General features: G+C 41.3%; 12 protein-coding genes. 1 reads left to right on the top strand and 11 read right to left on the bottom strand.

All coding sequences use genetic code 11. The annotated features are described in order from the left end of the window. The 10 genes from EV693_RS06825 to EV693_RS06780 all read right to left on the bottom strand — a co-directional run. On the bottom strand, positions 1 to 2,885 hold a 2,885-nt coding region (locus tag EV693_RS06825; RefSeq protein ID WP_132501616.1), incomplete at its 3' end, for an ESPR-type extended signal peptide-containing protein. A 499-nt stretch (positions 2,886 to 3,384) separates the two neighbouring features. Beyond that, positions 3,385 to 4,239 carry a 3-deoxy-8-phosphooctulonate synthase gene (gene kdsA / locus EV693_RS06820; RefSeq protein WP_132501615.1) on the bottom strand — a complete coding sequence of 285 codons (855 nt, stop codon included), beginning with the start codon at positions 4,237 to 4,239 and terminating at the stop codon, positions 3,385 to 3,387. 64 nt (positions 4,240 to 4,303) lie between these two features. Further along, positions 4,304 to 5,164 carry a SirB1 family protein gene (locus tag EV693_RS06815; protein ID WP_132501614.1) on the bottom strand — a complete coding sequence of 287 codons (861 nt, stop codon included), beginning with the start codon at positions 5,162 to 5,164 and terminating at the stop codon, positions 4,304 to 4,306. After that, a complete protein-coding gene (gene prmC, locus EV693_RS06810; protein ID WP_132501613.1) occupies positions 5,137 to 6,444 on the bottom strand; it encodes a peptide chain release factor N(5)-glutamine methyltransferase in 1,308 nt (435 codons plus the stop codon). Before prmC ends, EV693_RS06815 begins: the two co-directional genes overlap by 28 nt. 2 nt (positions 6,445 to 6,446) lie before the next feature. Then, positions 6,447 to 7,016, bottom strand: a complete 570-nt coding sequence (locus EV693_RS06805; protein ID WP_132501612.1) for a hypothetical protein — start codon at positions 7,014 to 7,016, stop codon at positions 6,447 to 6,449. A gap of 23 nt (positions 7,017 to 7,039) precedes the next feature. Then, positions 7,040 to 8,122, bottom strand: a complete 1,083-nt coding sequence (gene prfA, locus EV693_RS06800; RefSeq protein ID WP_132501611.1) for a peptide chain release factor 1 — start codon at positions 8,120 to 8,122, stop codon at positions 7,040 to 7,042. A gap of 173 nt (positions 8,123 to 8,295) precedes the next feature. After that, positions 8,296 to 8,568: an HU family DNA-binding protein gene (locus EV693_RS06795; RefSeq protein WP_132501610.1), complete on the bottom strand. Its 273-nt coding sequence runs from the start codon at positions 8,566 to 8,568 to the stop codon at positions 8,296 to 8,298. A gap of 141 nt (positions 8,569 to 8,709) precedes the next feature. Continuing rightward, positions 8,710 to 9,300: a YjaG family protein gene (locus EV693_RS06790; RefSeq protein WP_132501609.1), complete on the bottom strand. Its 591-nt coding sequence runs from the start codon at positions 9,298 to 9,300 to the stop codon at positions 8,710 to 8,712. After that, positions 9,300 to 10,373 (bottom strand): uroporphyrinogen decarboxylase, encoded by a 1,074-nt coding sequence (gene hemE / locus EV693_RS06785; protein WP_132501619.1) that lies wholly within the window; start codon positions 10,371 to 10,373, stop codon positions 9,300 to 9,302. Before hemE ends, EV693_RS06790 begins: the two co-directional genes overlap by 1 nt. Positions 10,374 to 10,509: 136 nt before the next feature. Further along, positions 10,510 to 11,307, bottom strand: coding sequence for a D-hexose-6-phosphate mutarotase (locus EV693_RS06780; protein ID WP_132501608.1), 798 nt, complete (start codon positions 11,305 to 11,307; stop codon positions 10,510 to 10,512). 111 nt (positions 11,308 to 11,418) lie between these two features. On the opposite strand from EV693_RS06780, the gene EV693_RS06775 reads away from it, so the two are divergent. Then, positions 11,419 to 12,750 (top strand): anti-phage deoxyguanosine triphosphatase, encoded by a 1,332-nt coding sequence (locus tag EV693_RS06775; protein ID WP_132501607.1) that lies wholly within the window; start codon positions 11,419 to 11,421, stop codon positions 12,748 to 12,750. Positions 12,751 to 12,936: 186 nt separating this feature from the next. Here the strand turns inward: EV693_RS06775 and ispC are convergent, their stop codons facing one another. Continuing rightward, entirely contained in the window at positions 12,937 to 14,133 is a 1,197-nt protein-coding gene (gene ispC / locus EV693_RS06770) for a 1-deoxy-D-xylulose-5-phosphate reductoisomerase (RefSeq protein ID WP_132501606.1), read from the bottom strand. Positions 14,134 to 14,222 lie beyond the last annotated feature (89 nt).

The following is a 14,222-nucleotide window of genomic DNA, read 5'->3' as shown; positions in this document are numbered from 1 at the left end:
ATCTTAAAGCCAGCATTATTCACTTGCTGAGTCACAAAGTTATATACCTTATCCCCAGATACCGCCTTGTGGTCGTTAGCCGCCACATTGCCTGATCCTGAACCGTCTGTATTGAGCAGGACGCCTTTTTCGGCGGTTAGGATCGCTTTGGTGGTAAGATCGGTGATTTCCGCAGTGACAATCTTTGCTTTGGCGGCGTTGAGTAAGTCTGCCACATTAACCGTTTGGGCATTTATACTACCATTCACATTGATATTGCGATCAAACTGTACCGCTTTTCTGAAAGTTGCAGGACCTTTAAATTCAGCCGTACCTCTGGTAATGAGGTCTTTTGTTACTGTGTCTGCGAGATTAGCCAATCGACTGACATTCAAGAAATCAGTCGTAACCATATCAGATTTTAGACCACCCTTAATTTTTGCACCTTTTTTGACCTCAAGCTCATTGGTGATAGTCTTGCCATTTACTGTGAGATTGTCACTTACCTGTGCTGTTTTAGCGGTTAGTTTTCCTTCAAAATTTGCAGAATCGCTGACGTTTAATTTCGTGATATTGGCTTTTTCATTCACCGTTAAGGTGTTCACATCGACGTCGTCGATTTCAGCATTGACAATTTTTGCTTCTTCGGCTTCTAACTGGCTGGTCGTGAGACTGTCTGCGGTGATGTCCTTAAAGACTGGACTATCAACGGTTTTAACTGTAATCCTGCTATCTTGACGCTCAACAACAATGTTGTTGCCCTGTTTCACCGTAATTGACTCGCCGTTTTTGATACGTTCGCCTTGAGTTGTTTCCTCATTTGCTTTTAGGAATATGCTCGCATTATTTACCGCTTCCACTACCTCAACGGCTTTGGCTACGCCTTTACTGTCTGCTCTATTGCCTTGCAACTGAGCCTTACCTTGGTTGTCTGAACTAATTTCGTGTGTAACAACATTGTATTTCACAGTGGTTGTCTTATCTTGCCCATCCACGGATACGGTGGTAAGCGTGCCATCTGCAAAATTAACAATATTATCCTTTAAAACCGTTGAAACGTCCTGACCGCCTTTTTGAATCTTAAAGCCAACATTATTCACTTGCTTCGTCACAAAGTCATACACCTTACTGCCTGAAACGGCTTTGGTTGAACTACCATCAACGGTGCCAGAACCCTGCTTACCCAAATCAACACCATTTTGGGCGTTGATAGTATGGGTGGTGGTCAAGTTATCAATCGTGGCCGTATTGATTTTCGCCTCGGTTGCTTTAAGGTTTTTGGCTTCCACTCGGTCAGATTTCACTAACTGGCTGACCACCGTTTCAATCTCACCAAGCATTGATTTTAAAAGGTGGATATTGGCTCTTGCTTTGACTTCCAATGTTTTAGCGGTCAGTTTTTCTTTAATCTCTGCAGTGTTTGCAACGAGATTGGAGATATTCCCTTTGGTGGCTGTAAGCTGTTTGATAGTCGCGGTTTTATTCACCGTCAGATTGTTGGCTTCTAATTCGTCATTGACATACAAATCTTCGGTCTCAATACTTTGCAAGCCTGTTAGTTCTTCGTCTAGATTAACGATAATTTCATTGTTTTCTCCACTACTTAATACTTTGGTAGTGATATTTTGACTACCATTAATAGAGAGTTTTTTGCCCAGTTTTTGAGTTTGTTCATCTTCATTATCCGCATCGACCTTAAAATCCGTACCTGGGGGATTGGCTTGATATTGCTTAATCTCTTCTTTTACCTCGTACAGCTGTTTACCCGTTACGGCATCGGTGCTGTTTTGATTAATCTGACCCTCAGCTAGGTTGGTAAGTTTGACTGCTGTGTTGCTATTACCTAAGCCGAGCTTGATGTCGTTGCCATTGGCTTGAAAGAAGGGGGCATTGGTGCTGTTTTGTCCGCTACCAAAAGTAATTTTTGGGGCGACAATGCCAGCCTTTGTAATTGTAACAGAACTATTATTCCCTACAGAGAGCTGCTGTTTAATATCAGCGGTTTTAGACTGAATGCTTTCTACTTTGATGTCTTTTTTTAAATAGATTTCAATGCCGTTGTTGTTATTTCTTTTGGTTTCGATATTTTTGTAGCTGCTAGTGCCTATGCCTGTAATGTTTTGCGTATTGCCACCGATGATTTTCAGCATTCCGCCAAGATTAAGGCTGACGGCTCGATTGTCATCGCCTTGATATTTACGCTGAATACCTGCCACTGCCCTGACTTGTGCAATATTGGCAGCGTCAGTGTCTGCAGAACCTGCTGCGACGTTGATGATTTGGCGAGTGAATGCAAAACCCTCTCCGTCAGAAACCCCCACTGAAACGGCTCCTTTTGTGTTAATAGTAGTTTTTTGAATGTCTTTGTAATCAACTCCTGAAGGTGCCCAAACTTGACTGACCCGATTACCAGCACTCACTGTAATTTTACTATTTGATATACCAGCTCCGTTCCTCCCATATAGCGAAAATCTTGCTGCTTTTGATTCGCTCCCTAGAGCGACGCCACCATCTGAAGCTGCACTTGCTTTATAGCCAAGTGCCAATGATTTATCATATGCTGTTGATGCTCCCGAGCCGATCGCCATAGTATGATCGCCCGCAATATTTGAATTATAACCAATAGCTATTCCCTCCCTGATGTTTGCACGAGCCTGATGCCCCAAAGCGACTGCACCAGCGAATGCAGAACTACTTGTTCCCCAAGCAACAATATGATGATCTGCATTACCACTACCTTCCTTATTATTGAATATTTCTACCCCCCACGCCATTTCGCTGTACAGCGTAAAAAGTACGAAGAGCGTAATTTGTGATTTGACTTTGGTGGCAGATTTGGCCAGCTCTGAGACCACAGTCCAAGTTTGGGTGGATTGGTTGAAGATGACTTTGAAGATTTTATTCATAATGAAACTCCGATAATCAAAATTGTATAAATTTAGAAGACCTGTCTATATGGAGGCGGGAAATTCTCTTTTGTCCAACAGACAAAATGCAGAGAAAAAGCCAAGGACTCACAAGAAAATGAAAGAAAACTAAGTGAAAGAAAAATCGCCTGCAGATTAACTGCTTTTTCTGAGAGGAAACCTGAAATAAGAGAATGCAAAAAGCCCACATACTTAATGAAAAGCAGTGGGCGAGGTTTAAAAAAATTGTTTTGCTAATAGAGGTTAGTGTGTTACCACCTTGCTTGCTTGCTTGCTTGCTTGCTTGCTTGCTTGCTTGCTTGCTTGCTTGCTTGCTTGCTTGCTTGCTTGCTTGCTTGCTTGCTTGCTTGCTTGCTAATCACAGTGTACATCGTTTCCTCATTCTTATAGCAATAGAAATTTGCAAGATTATATCAAATTTGCAACTAATTTCTACCTCCTCTATAAGCATTTTGCAATCTATAGCTATTTTCTAGCCTTAATTTGACGTATCAATCCATTCAAAGGACTTCACTAAATCATCTATTGCTTTCATTTGTGAAATAAAAGCGTCTAGCTTAGCAAGGGGTAGGGCTGATGGACCGTCGCATTTTGCGTTATTTGGATCAGGGTGGGCTTCAAGGAACAGTCCTGCTATCCCAATCGCCATACCTGCACGAGCCAGTTCGGTTACTTGATCACGGCGACCACTAGAGGCCGCACCAAAAGGATCACGGCATTGGAGGGAATGCGTAACATCAAAAATCACTGGGCAGCCGTTGGATACTTTTTTCATCACGTTAAAACCTAGCATATCCACAACAAGGTTATCGTAGCCAAAGTTGGTTCCACGATCGCAAAGAATAACTTGCTCATTACCGCATTCTGCAATTTTTTCAACGATATTTCCCATTTGACTCGGGCTTAAAAACTGCGGCTTTTTCACGTTAATGACAGCCCCTGTACGAGCCATTGCCTCGACCAAATCTGTCTGGCGAGCTAAAAAAGCAGGTAATTGAATAACATCAACCACTTCTGCCACTGGGCGGCATTGGGAAATTTCGTGTACATCGGTAATCACTTTTACGCCGAAAGTGTTTTTGAGTTCCTCAAAAATCTTTAATCCCTCTTCCATACCTGGTCCACGATAAGAATGGATTGATGAACGATTGGCTTTGTCAAATGAGGCTTTAAAGACATACGGCACGCCTAATTTTTGCGTTACTTCAACATATCTCTCACACACGTGCATTGCCATATCACGACTTTCCAGTACATTCATTCCGCCAAATAAGGCGAACGGTTTATGGTTAGCCACATCAATATTGCCAATTTTTACGATTTTATTTGTCATTTTGTTATTCTCTTTTTACTTGAATGATTTTCTATGTTTAGGTTGTATTTTGTTTGAGCTTAAATTAATGCAATCGATGCTCTTCGCTTTTTTTCTTTAAATAAGGCACTTCGGCTTTTAGTAAGGCGGAAGCAGGATCTTCGGGACATTGATCAATAAAATAATTAAAATCGTCAAGTGCCGCTTGATAGCAATCTAAGCTGGCTAATACCATTCCTCGATCTCGAATTTCATATGGGTCATCAGGCGAGCAATCAAGACGATGCTCAATGATTCTCAGCATTCCTTCATAATTACCCTCACGACCCAATGCCATTTTGAACACAATTTCTAACCGTTCTGATAAATCTTCTACTTTCGCTCGACTTAACATATCACGAGTAACCTGTACACCGTATCCCATATCGCCCTCTAGCCATTTTTCTAAATCACGAATTGTTATAAAACTGCCGTCCCATGGATTGATGAATTTTTGTACCATTCGTCCATTACTTTCACGGATTTCAGCACGAATGATGAGTTGTGTGGGAAAATTGACAGGGTAAAGCGGCAAATTTAATGCTGAGGCAAGATAGAGCATCACGGCTCCTAGTGAAACAGGCATACCTCGGCGATGATATAGTACATGATTAATGAAGATATTTTCGGAGAAAAAATATTCATCATAATGACAACAAAATCCCCATTCTTGATACATCAAATCAAGTAGTTGCTCAATCCGCTGTGCATCAGTTTGCCCATTCACCGCAGCTCGTGCTTTTCTTACTAATGAGGACATTTTGCCAGAGATGTTTGCTCCGCCTAGACCTTCATCAAGTAGCAAGGTTAAACGCAATAATTCTCGATAGAGGAATTGTTGTAAATCTTTAGGTTTCGTTTTAGAAGATTGAACTTCTGTTAATAATTCGTTGATAATGCTGTCCATATTGCTTTCGTTACTCGTTCTTTGCCACCATAATCGGTGAAGGTTTCGATATTTATCCAAGCATTCTGCTGAAAAAAATGCTGCACACCACCTGCTTGTTGCCAACCGTGTTCTAGGATTAATGCTCCGTTTTCGGCTAAGTGAAGCGGTGCATTTTCGATAATTTTTTGCAAATCGGCAAAGCCTTTTTTTTCTGCAACTAATGCACTGCGTGGCTCAAATCGTACATCGCCTAATTGTAAATTTTCATCATCTTTATCAATGTAGGGCGGATTGCTAACAATTAGATCAAATTGCTGATTTTCAAGACAAGAGAACCAGTTGCTTAGTAAAAAGTGGGCGTTTTTAATCTTCAATTTTTGGCAATTTCGCTTCGCCAGTGCAACCGCTTCAGGCTGAAAATCCACGCCAATGACCGCTGCTTTCTCGCCTAGCTCGCTAGCAAGTGCTAACGCAATGGCTCCTGTACCTGTACCAAGATCGAGGATTTGCAATTTTTCTTGATTTTCCAGCCGCTTATTTGCCCAAATTAACGCCTGTTCAACCAAAATTTCGGTATCAGGGCGAGGAATGAGCGTTGCAGTAGAGACTTCAAGCGGCAACGACCAAAACTCTTTTTCACCTAAAATATACGCCATTGGCTCGCCTTTCGCTCGCCGAGCCAATAGTTGAGCAAGCTGTTGTAATTCTACTTGAGTTAATTCCGTTTCACCAAAGGCAAAAATTGCAGATTTTGACCGTTTTGTAACCGCTTGTAGCAATAAATTGGCGTCTACTTTAGGTGATTGATAAGGGTTATTCCCTTTCTCCAACAAGGTTTGCTCAGCAAATGCCAACCATTGCTGATAGGTTTTGGAAAACCAATGAACACATTTAAATTGCTCACAAACGACCTCAAAATCGCCAGTAATAAAGCCATTTTCTACCCCTTGAAATTGACAATTTTCAGGTAAATTTTGGCATAATGTTTGGAAAAAAGTTTGATGTGTTTGCCGCCATTCTAGAATGTTTCCTTCTCCTTCTGCTAAAGCAATGTCGTCTGAGATATCATCAAATTTCATTATTAAAACAGCGGTTAATTCAATAGCAACAATAGGGTGATTTTGCTGATCCAATACAATATCGATCTGTCCAACTTTTGGTAGTTCCGCATTCTCTAATGTATAAAGGCACCTCGCTGAGCAAGTTGCCGTTTTAATGCCACCTGCAACAAGAGTTGCAAGATAATTAGGAAGAACACCGAATTGCCACTTAGAGGCAGTCTCATTGATGGAATACATTTTTATTTTGTCTTTTTACTCGGTGCTTTTTGTGATTCTGAGCGAGTATCACGAATGCAAAAGCCCTCATAATTTTTTCCGCCTAAGTGCTGAGTGAAGGTTAAACGCTTGTCAGCAAATTGGGTTAAGCTTAAATTAACGGACGCAAGAAATTCGCCTCGTTGTAAATTATCAAAATAGGATTGCTCAAGATCTTTCACATTTTTAAATTTTTCCTGTTGCAACACTTCTTTAACCTTTTCACTATGCGAACGAATGACATTGTTTTTTACAATAACGTAACTAAGGTTGTTTCCTGCTAAACTCCAGTAGCCACTACGTTCAACTTTATAATCAAGTATTGGCTTTTCAATGGGAAGTTTCACCGCCGCCACATCAATCACGATACCTTCTTGGGTAAAATGGAGTAGATTGTAAGCGAGCATATCTTTGTCTTGATAACTCACTTTACACGCCCATTTCCCTACAAGGTCTTTACTCTGTAACACTGTTTTTTCAGCAGATGGAGAAGGTTTAAATGCAAACCCTGTTAAAACGAAACTGACCACGCTCGCCAAGAGAATTTTTTTCATTATGCTGTTCCTATATGGTATTCCTAGTTTTGATCTGACAACGCTGCCAGTTGATCCGCTTGATATTCGGTAATGATTGGTTGGATTAGTTCATCAATTTTGCCATTCATTACTTCATCTAGACGGTATACTGTGAGGTTGATACGGTGATCGGTTACACGTCCTTGTGGATAGTTGTAAGTACGGATTTTGTCCGAACGGTCGCCAGAGCCGAGTAAATTGCGGCGAGTATCCGCTTGTTGCTGGGCTTGACGCTCTTGTTCGACCTGCACAATGCGTGAAGCGAGTACCGACATTGCTTTTGCTTTGTTTTTATGCTGTGAGCGTTCATCTTGGCACTCAACCACGATACCTGTTGGAATGTGGGTAATACGCACTGCAGAATCCGTTGTATTAACGTGCTGACCACCCGCTCCAGAGGAACGGTAAGTATCAATACGCAAATCAGATGGATTAATTTCAGGCATTTCGCTTTCGGGCAACTCTGGCATTACTGCGACCGTGCAAGCCGAGGTATGGATACGCCCTTGCGACTCGGTTTTAGGTACACGCTGTACACGGTGTCCACCTGACTCAAATTTGAGCTGACCATAAACGCCCTCTCCGCTGATTTTTACAATAATTTCCTTATAACCACCTTGCTCGCTTTCATTAGCTGACATTTCTTCAATCCGCCAACGTTTACCCTCACAATAGCGGCTGTACATACGGTATAAATCCCCTGCAAAAATACCTGCTTCATCGCCGCCTGTACCTGCACGAATTTCAAGAAAAGCGTTGTATTCATCATTGGGATCTTTCGGTAACAGTAGAATTTGTAAATGCTGTTCAAGCTGTTCAATTTGACTGTGATTTTCAGCAATCTCTTCTGCGGCAATCTCTTTCATATCAGGATCGTCTAAGAGCAGTTGAGCTTCTTCGATGTCATTATTGAGTTTTTTCCAGCGGTTAAACGTACCAACCACTTCTTCTAGCTGGGCATATTCTTTGGAATAAGCTCGGAATTTTTCTTGATCAGCAATGATAGAAGCATCGCCAAGTAAGGCTTGTAACTCTTCGTGTCGTTCGCTTAGAGAGTCAAGTTTATTAATGATAGATGGTTTCATGTTATTTCTTTTTGTATTTATTATGACCGATTAAAGAATATTGCAAGAGATTGGATTAAATTGACCGCTTGCGATGATAAGACTTTCACATTGTAGCGGAAAAATGAGCGGTAATAAATGCAAAAAAGCCTAGATTTTCTCTAGGCTTCCAAAGCTATAAGCTTAAAAGCGTATTATTTTACTAAATCTTTTAATGCTTTACCTGCAACGAAGGCAGGCACTTTAGCTGCTGGGATTTCGATTGCTTCATTAGTTTTTGGATTACGACCTGTACGGGCTTTACGATGATTAACTTTGAAAGTACCAAAGCCGATAAGCTGAACAGCGCCGCCTTTTTTGAGGCTATCAGAAATTGCGTCTAATGTGGCTTCTAATGCTGCTTTTGCATCTTTTTTACTCAATGCTGCGTTGGTTGCGATTACTTCAATTAATTCAGTTTTGTTCATAGGTTGTTGTCCTCTAAAGATTTGTAGTCTATCAATAGCAATATCGCCCTAAACTTTTCTTGGCAGAAATGCAGTGGCTAGCTTAATCTAAAGAGACGCATTATCCAACAAATAATTCAAAAAATATGAATTAAATTACACCTATTGGTTAATATTTAACCCAATATTACTAACCCCACTCACTCTCAACTGGTTTTTTAGAGCAAGTATAAGAGCAACCTCTCGAGATTCGCATTCATTTAGCGTGCGATAAAGCTGCCATTGCAGATCTAACTCATCTTGAATTTCAGCAGAGTGCTTTAGCTCTGATTCGTTCAGTTCCCGATCTTGTTGCGTTTCAAGATAGGTGGCAACGGTTGCCAGTGAAAGTTGGCTCAACTTAATCGCTTGCTCCAAAAATTCACCTGCAATAATAGTATGGAGTAAATTAGATAATCCTTCACACGCATCTACTGCAGGAAAAACGCCATAAAAATCATAGTCGTTCACATCAGGAATAATGGCTTCTAATTTTTCAAGCTGATTTTCAAAATTGATATTTGCCCCTTTTACGGTTAAATATTCCCAAACCAAATTAAGAATATTTTGAAAAATTTTGCCATTTTCAGGCTGCTTGCTTACCTCACAAAATAGCTGAAAATTGGGATACATACGCTCACATAAGCACGCCATAAAAGTCAAATGCTGCCAGCTTTCAAAGCGTTCTATACGTTTATGAATTGGATTTCGCATTATTTTCCACCTTGATGATAGGCTTTTGAGAAATGATGAATAGCATCAACAAATACTTGAGGACTTTGGGTTGGGATATCTTGATGAATACCGTGTCCAAGATTGAAAACGTGTCCAGAGCCTTGACCAAAATCCGCTAAAATAGCCTTCACTTCTTGTTCAATCCGTTCTGGCGAAGCATATAAAACACTCGGATCCATATTGCCCTGCAAAGCGACTTTATGCCCAATTCGCTGGCGAGCTTGTGCAAGATTTACCGTCCAGTCCAAACCGACAGCATCACAACCTGTTTCTGCAATCGCTTCTAGCCACAATCCTCCACCTTTGGTAAACAAGGTAACAGGGACTTTACGCCCTTCATTTTCACGAATGAGTCCATCTACAATCTTGTGCATATAACGCAGTGAAAATTGCTCATAATCACGATGTGCTAACACGCCGCCCCAAGTATCAAACACCATTACCGCCTGAGCTCCTGCTTTGATTTGGGCATTGAGATATAAAATCACGCTATCTGCCAGCTTGTCTAATAAAGCGTGCAATAACACAGGTTCAGCATAAAGCATTTTTTTAATTTTGGTAAACGCCTTACTTGAGCCACCTTCAACCATATACGTTGCCAGTGTCCAAGGGCTACCCGAAAAACCAATTAATGGCACACTTCCTTGTAGCTCTCGCCGAATCGTCCGTACCGCATTCATCACATATTGCAGTTCACCTTCTGGATCGGGAATCGGCAGATTATCCACCTCCGCTTTACGCTCAATTGTTCGAGCAAATTTAGGTCCTTCTCCTGCCCCAAAACTTAATCCCAATCCCATTGCATCAGGAATGGTTAGAATATCGGAGAATAAAATAGCCGCATCTAACGCATAACGACGTAATGGTTGCAGCGTTACTTCACACGCTAATTCTGCATTACGACACAGCGACATAAAATCACCTGCTTGCAAACGAGTGGCTTTATATTCAGGTAAATAACGCCCCGCTTGACGCATTAGCCAAACAGGTGTCATATCAACAGGCTCACGGAGCAGTGCTTTTAAATAGCGGTCGTTTTTAAGAGTGGTCATCATTCCATTTCTACCATAAAAAGTTGTCTAAAACAGCTTCAAGAAGCGGTCTATTTAGGGTGAATTTTTGCAAATATGCAAAGAGCGATTATTCAATTCCCATTGTGATATTTCATCGGTGTTATCATAGCATAACTTAATCTTGTTGCAGGCTTATCTTCACACTAACTTGCTCGCCTTGTGTCATCAAATGGTGAATTCGTGCGGTTTCTACGCAAACCATCGTCTGGTAGCCTTGCTCACTCATACCACTCGTTGGTTTATGCCAAGGATTCCACACTACCACGTCTGTTGCATTTAAATGTTCAACTTGAATATGACGCTGATAACCTAAATCACGAATTGTGGCGGTCAGCGGTTGTGTGATTGGATAAATGCAATCTACATTTTCCGTGATTTTGCGTGGTGAGGTGACTGTTTCCTCTTGCTTTGTTAAGGAATTAAAGCAACGAGTTGGCAAGCCTTCAAGGGAGACTTGTTGGATATTTGCCACGTTAAAATAAGTATGCAAAGCCAATTGTGCTGGTTCTTGTGCAAGGTGTGTAAAGGTCAGTCCACAGGTTGAACCTAACACCATTTCTAATCTTGCTTCATCTTGAAAATCAAAAGCAAGCCATATTTGTTCATTCTCCACTTGATAATCCGCTAATGCCCACTGCTGAATGCGAGCATAGCCGTGGGAAGGCGATTTCACGCCCCCAAACCAAGGGTAGCAGATTGGCACACCACCACGAATCGCATTACCTGCATTAAAAGACTCAACTTCACTCAACCACAACACATCTTGCTGACTTTGTGCAGGTTGCCAGCTTAATAGCTGTGCCCCTTGCAGCGAAATTTTTGCCTTGACTTTGGGGTGAGATATTTCTAACACAGGAATGTCATTGTAGTGAATGATGTTCAGTTCAGGGGGAAGTTGTTCCAAATAATTCATAGCGTCTCCTTCATTGTACGATTTGAATAGTGATTGAACAGAAAAAAGATTGCGTTATTATAGCGGAAAATCATCGTTTATTTCTTCATTCATTAATAATAAAGAGACCTTATGATTTCATCTCAATGGACAGCACGTTTCTTACAAGATAAACAGCGTGAAGGGGATCATCGTTCGCCCTTTCAGCGTGATCGAGGACGTATTCTGCACTCAGAAGCATTTCGATGCTTACAGGCAAAAACGCAAATCCACGCCGTTGGAGAACTTGATTTTTATCGCACCCGCTTAACCCACTCTCTTGAGGTGGCTCAAATCGGCAGTAGCTTACGAGCCAAACTGAAAGAAGATACAACAGGCTTTCAAGCGGTCTGTTCCACATCAAATTGTGCAAAATTTGCAGACGATCTGACCGCTCTACTGCCTTCTCGTAGCCTAATTGAATCACTCTGCTTCGCTCACGATATTGGACACCCTCCTTTTGGGCATGGTGGCGAAATGGCATTGAACTACAAAATGCAGCAATATGGCGGCTTTGAAGGCAATGCTCAATCTTTTCGGATTGTAACGCAACTTGAGCCTTATACCGAAGCCACAGGAATGAATTTAACTCGACGAACATTACTCGGTATTTTGAAATACCCAGTTATCTTTGAGCGAACTCGACCAACAATGCCTAAGCCATTGCCTGAGGGACGTTTTATTAATCTCCACCAGTTAAACACCAACAAAGGTATTTTTCGTGATGACAAGATTTTCTTTGATTGGGTACTAGAACCGCTGTGTGAAAGCGATCGCCTGCTATTTCAAACGGTGATACCTAATGATGATCCCAGTTTACCGAACCAAACTCGCTACAAATCACTTGACTGTAGCATTATGGAGCTGGCCGATGACATTGCTTATGGCGTACACGATCTAGAAGATGCGATTGTTGGAGGAATGGTTACGCCACAGCTTTGGCAATTTGCTGAAATAGAATTGGCAAGCTGTAGCTCAGCTTGGATACAAAAAAGGCTTCCTGAACTACGAACAAAACTCTTTTCAACACACCGCTACGAACGAAAAGATGTCATAGGCTCATTGGTCAATTATTTTGTAACAAATGTCAGCTGGGGCGAGTACAACGAATTTAATGAACCGCTATTGCGTTTCAATGCCACTTTGCCATCTGATGTACAAGCTGTCTTAAAGGTATTAAAAAATTTTGTCTATCGCTATGTCATCTGCGATACCAAAACACAAAGAGTAGAATATCGAGGACAACGGATTTTATTAGAATTATTCGATATGCTCAGTGTTGATCCAACACGTTTGCTACCTAACAATGTCGCTCAACGTTGGCAACAAACCGCAACAGAAAAACGCCCTCGAATATTATGCGATTATCTAGCCAGTATGTCTGATGGGCAAGCATTCAAACTCTATCAATCGCTTTCACCTTAACCTACTGAAAAAACCACTGGCAGTATTTTTACTTGCTGGGGAAAAAGAAGTGGGAGGAGCCTGGAGAAAATAAGAAGATTGGTATTTTATATTTTTGTTTATTAAGCCCAGATTTTAAAAATGGGCTTAGGGTCTTATTGTGATTAAATCCGTACCTATGCTAATTTACCTAGGTACTACTCTCCCTTATATATTGCTCTCCATTACCAATTGCTCGGCGATTTGTCGAGCTAGGTTGTCTGTATGTAATACGTCATCAATCTCTCGTATTTTGATAGGAGCGATGTTTTCAACGGTGGTGCGATTGATCGTTGCTATGTCGGTAAAGCGGATTTTTTGTGCTAAAAAGGCGGATACTGCGATTTCGTTCGCTGCGTTCATTGCAGTGGTTGCATATTGACCTTCAGCGAAGGCATCAATTGCCAGCTTTAAATTTGGATAGCGAGTAAAATCAGGCTCAATGAAGGTCAGTTCGTTCAGTTTGAAAAAGTCCAGCGGTGCGACGCCAGAAAAAATGCGGTCAGGGTATGCCATTGTGTCAGCAATCGGGGTTCTCATATCTGGGTTGCCCATTTGTGCTAATACACTACCATCAATGTAGCGTACCATTGAATGAATAATCGATTGTGGGTGGATAATAATTTCCATTTGTTGGGCTGATGCGTTAAATAACCAGCGAGCTTCGATATATTCCAAACCTTTATTCATCATTGTAGCGGAATCGACAGATATTTTTTTACCCATTGACCAATTAGGGTGAGCGACTGCTTGTGCTGGGGTAATTGCTGCAAATTCATTCAATGGTTTTGTGCGAAAAGGACCGCCTGAGCCTGTTAAAATAATTTTGCTTACGCCTAGCTCTTCAAGCGGGCAGAAACCGATTTTATTTTGTAAATCTGGCGGTAGCACTTGGAAAATCGCATTATGTTCGCTATCTACAGGCAGTAATTGTGCATTTGATTGTTGAGCTTGTTCGATGAAAAGTTGTCCACAAGTAACCAGTGATTCTTTATTTGCAAGTAACACTTTTTTTCCTGCTTTCACCGCTGATAACGTAGGCAGTAATCCTGCGGCACCCACAATGGCAGCCATTACCATATCTGCTTCGGGGTGGGCGGCAAGTTCACAGATAGCTTGTGTTCCAGCTAGAACCTCAATTTGAATGCCGAGAGATTGTAAATTTTCACGCAATTGCTTGGCTGAAGCTTCATCGTTCATTGCGGCAAAACGAGGTTGATAGTGGCGACACTGCTCTGTCATTAAAGCGACATTTTTTCCGCTAATCAGTGCTAATACGCTATATTTTTCAGGGTTATGATCGATAACAGAAAGTGTGCTTGTTCCGATTGACCCTGTCGAACCTAAGATAACAACATTTTTCATTTTTAATCCTTACGAGAATATTTCTTGTTATATTTTATCTTATTTATAAGCGGTGAATTTAGGCAAAAAAAATTGCACCATTTTTCTGA

Origin of the sequence: Nicoletella semolina (genome assembly GCF_004345745.1) — a bacterium.
Lineage (GTDB): Bacteria > Pseudomonadota > Gammaproteobacteria > Enterobacterales > Pasteurellaceae > Nicoletella > Nicoletella semolina.
This window is presented reverse-complemented; position numbering and strand designations above follow the sequence as displayed.

Coding starts and splice junctions, on each gene's coding strand:
- kdsA (WP_132501615.1), bottom strand. CDS start 4,239: ATGACAAATAAAATCGTAAAAATTGGCAATATTGATGTGGCTAACCAT.
- EV693_RS06815 (WP_132501614.1), bottom strand. CDS start 5,164: ATGGACAGCATTATCAACGAATTATTAACAGAAGTTCAATCTTCTAAA.
- prmC (WP_132501613.1), bottom strand. CDS start 6,444: ATGTATTCCATCAATGAGACTGCCTCTAAGTGGCAATTCGGTGTTCTT.
- EV693_RS06805 (WP_132501612.1), bottom strand. CDS start 7,016: ATGAAAAAAATTCTCTTGGCGAGCGTGGTCAGTTTCGTTTTAACAGGG.
- prfA (WP_132501611.1), bottom strand. CDS start 8,122: ATGAAACCATCTATCATTAATAAACTTGACTCTCTAAGCGAACGACAC.
- EV693_RS06795 (WP_132501610.1), bottom strand. CDS start 8,568: ATGAACAAAACTGAATTAATTGAAGTAATCGCAACCAACGCAGCATTG.
- EV693_RS06790 (WP_132501609.1), bottom strand. CDS start 9,300: ATGCGAAATCCAATTCATAAACGTATAGAACGCTTTGAAAGCTGGCAG.
- hemE (WP_132501619.1), bottom strand. CDS start 10,373: ATGACCACTCTTAAAAACGACCGCTATTTAAAAGCACTGCTCCGTGAG.
- EV693_RS06780 (WP_132501608.1), bottom strand. CDS start 11,307: ATGAATTATTTGGAACAACTTCCCCCTGAACTGAACATCATTCACTAC.
- EV693_RS06775 (WP_132501607.1), top strand. CDS start 11,419: ATGATTTCATCTCAATGGACAGCACGTTTCTTACAAGATAAACAGCGT.
- ispC (WP_132501606.1), bottom strand. CDS start 14,133: ATGAAAAATGTTGTTATCTTAGGTTCGACAGGGTCAATCGGAACAAGC.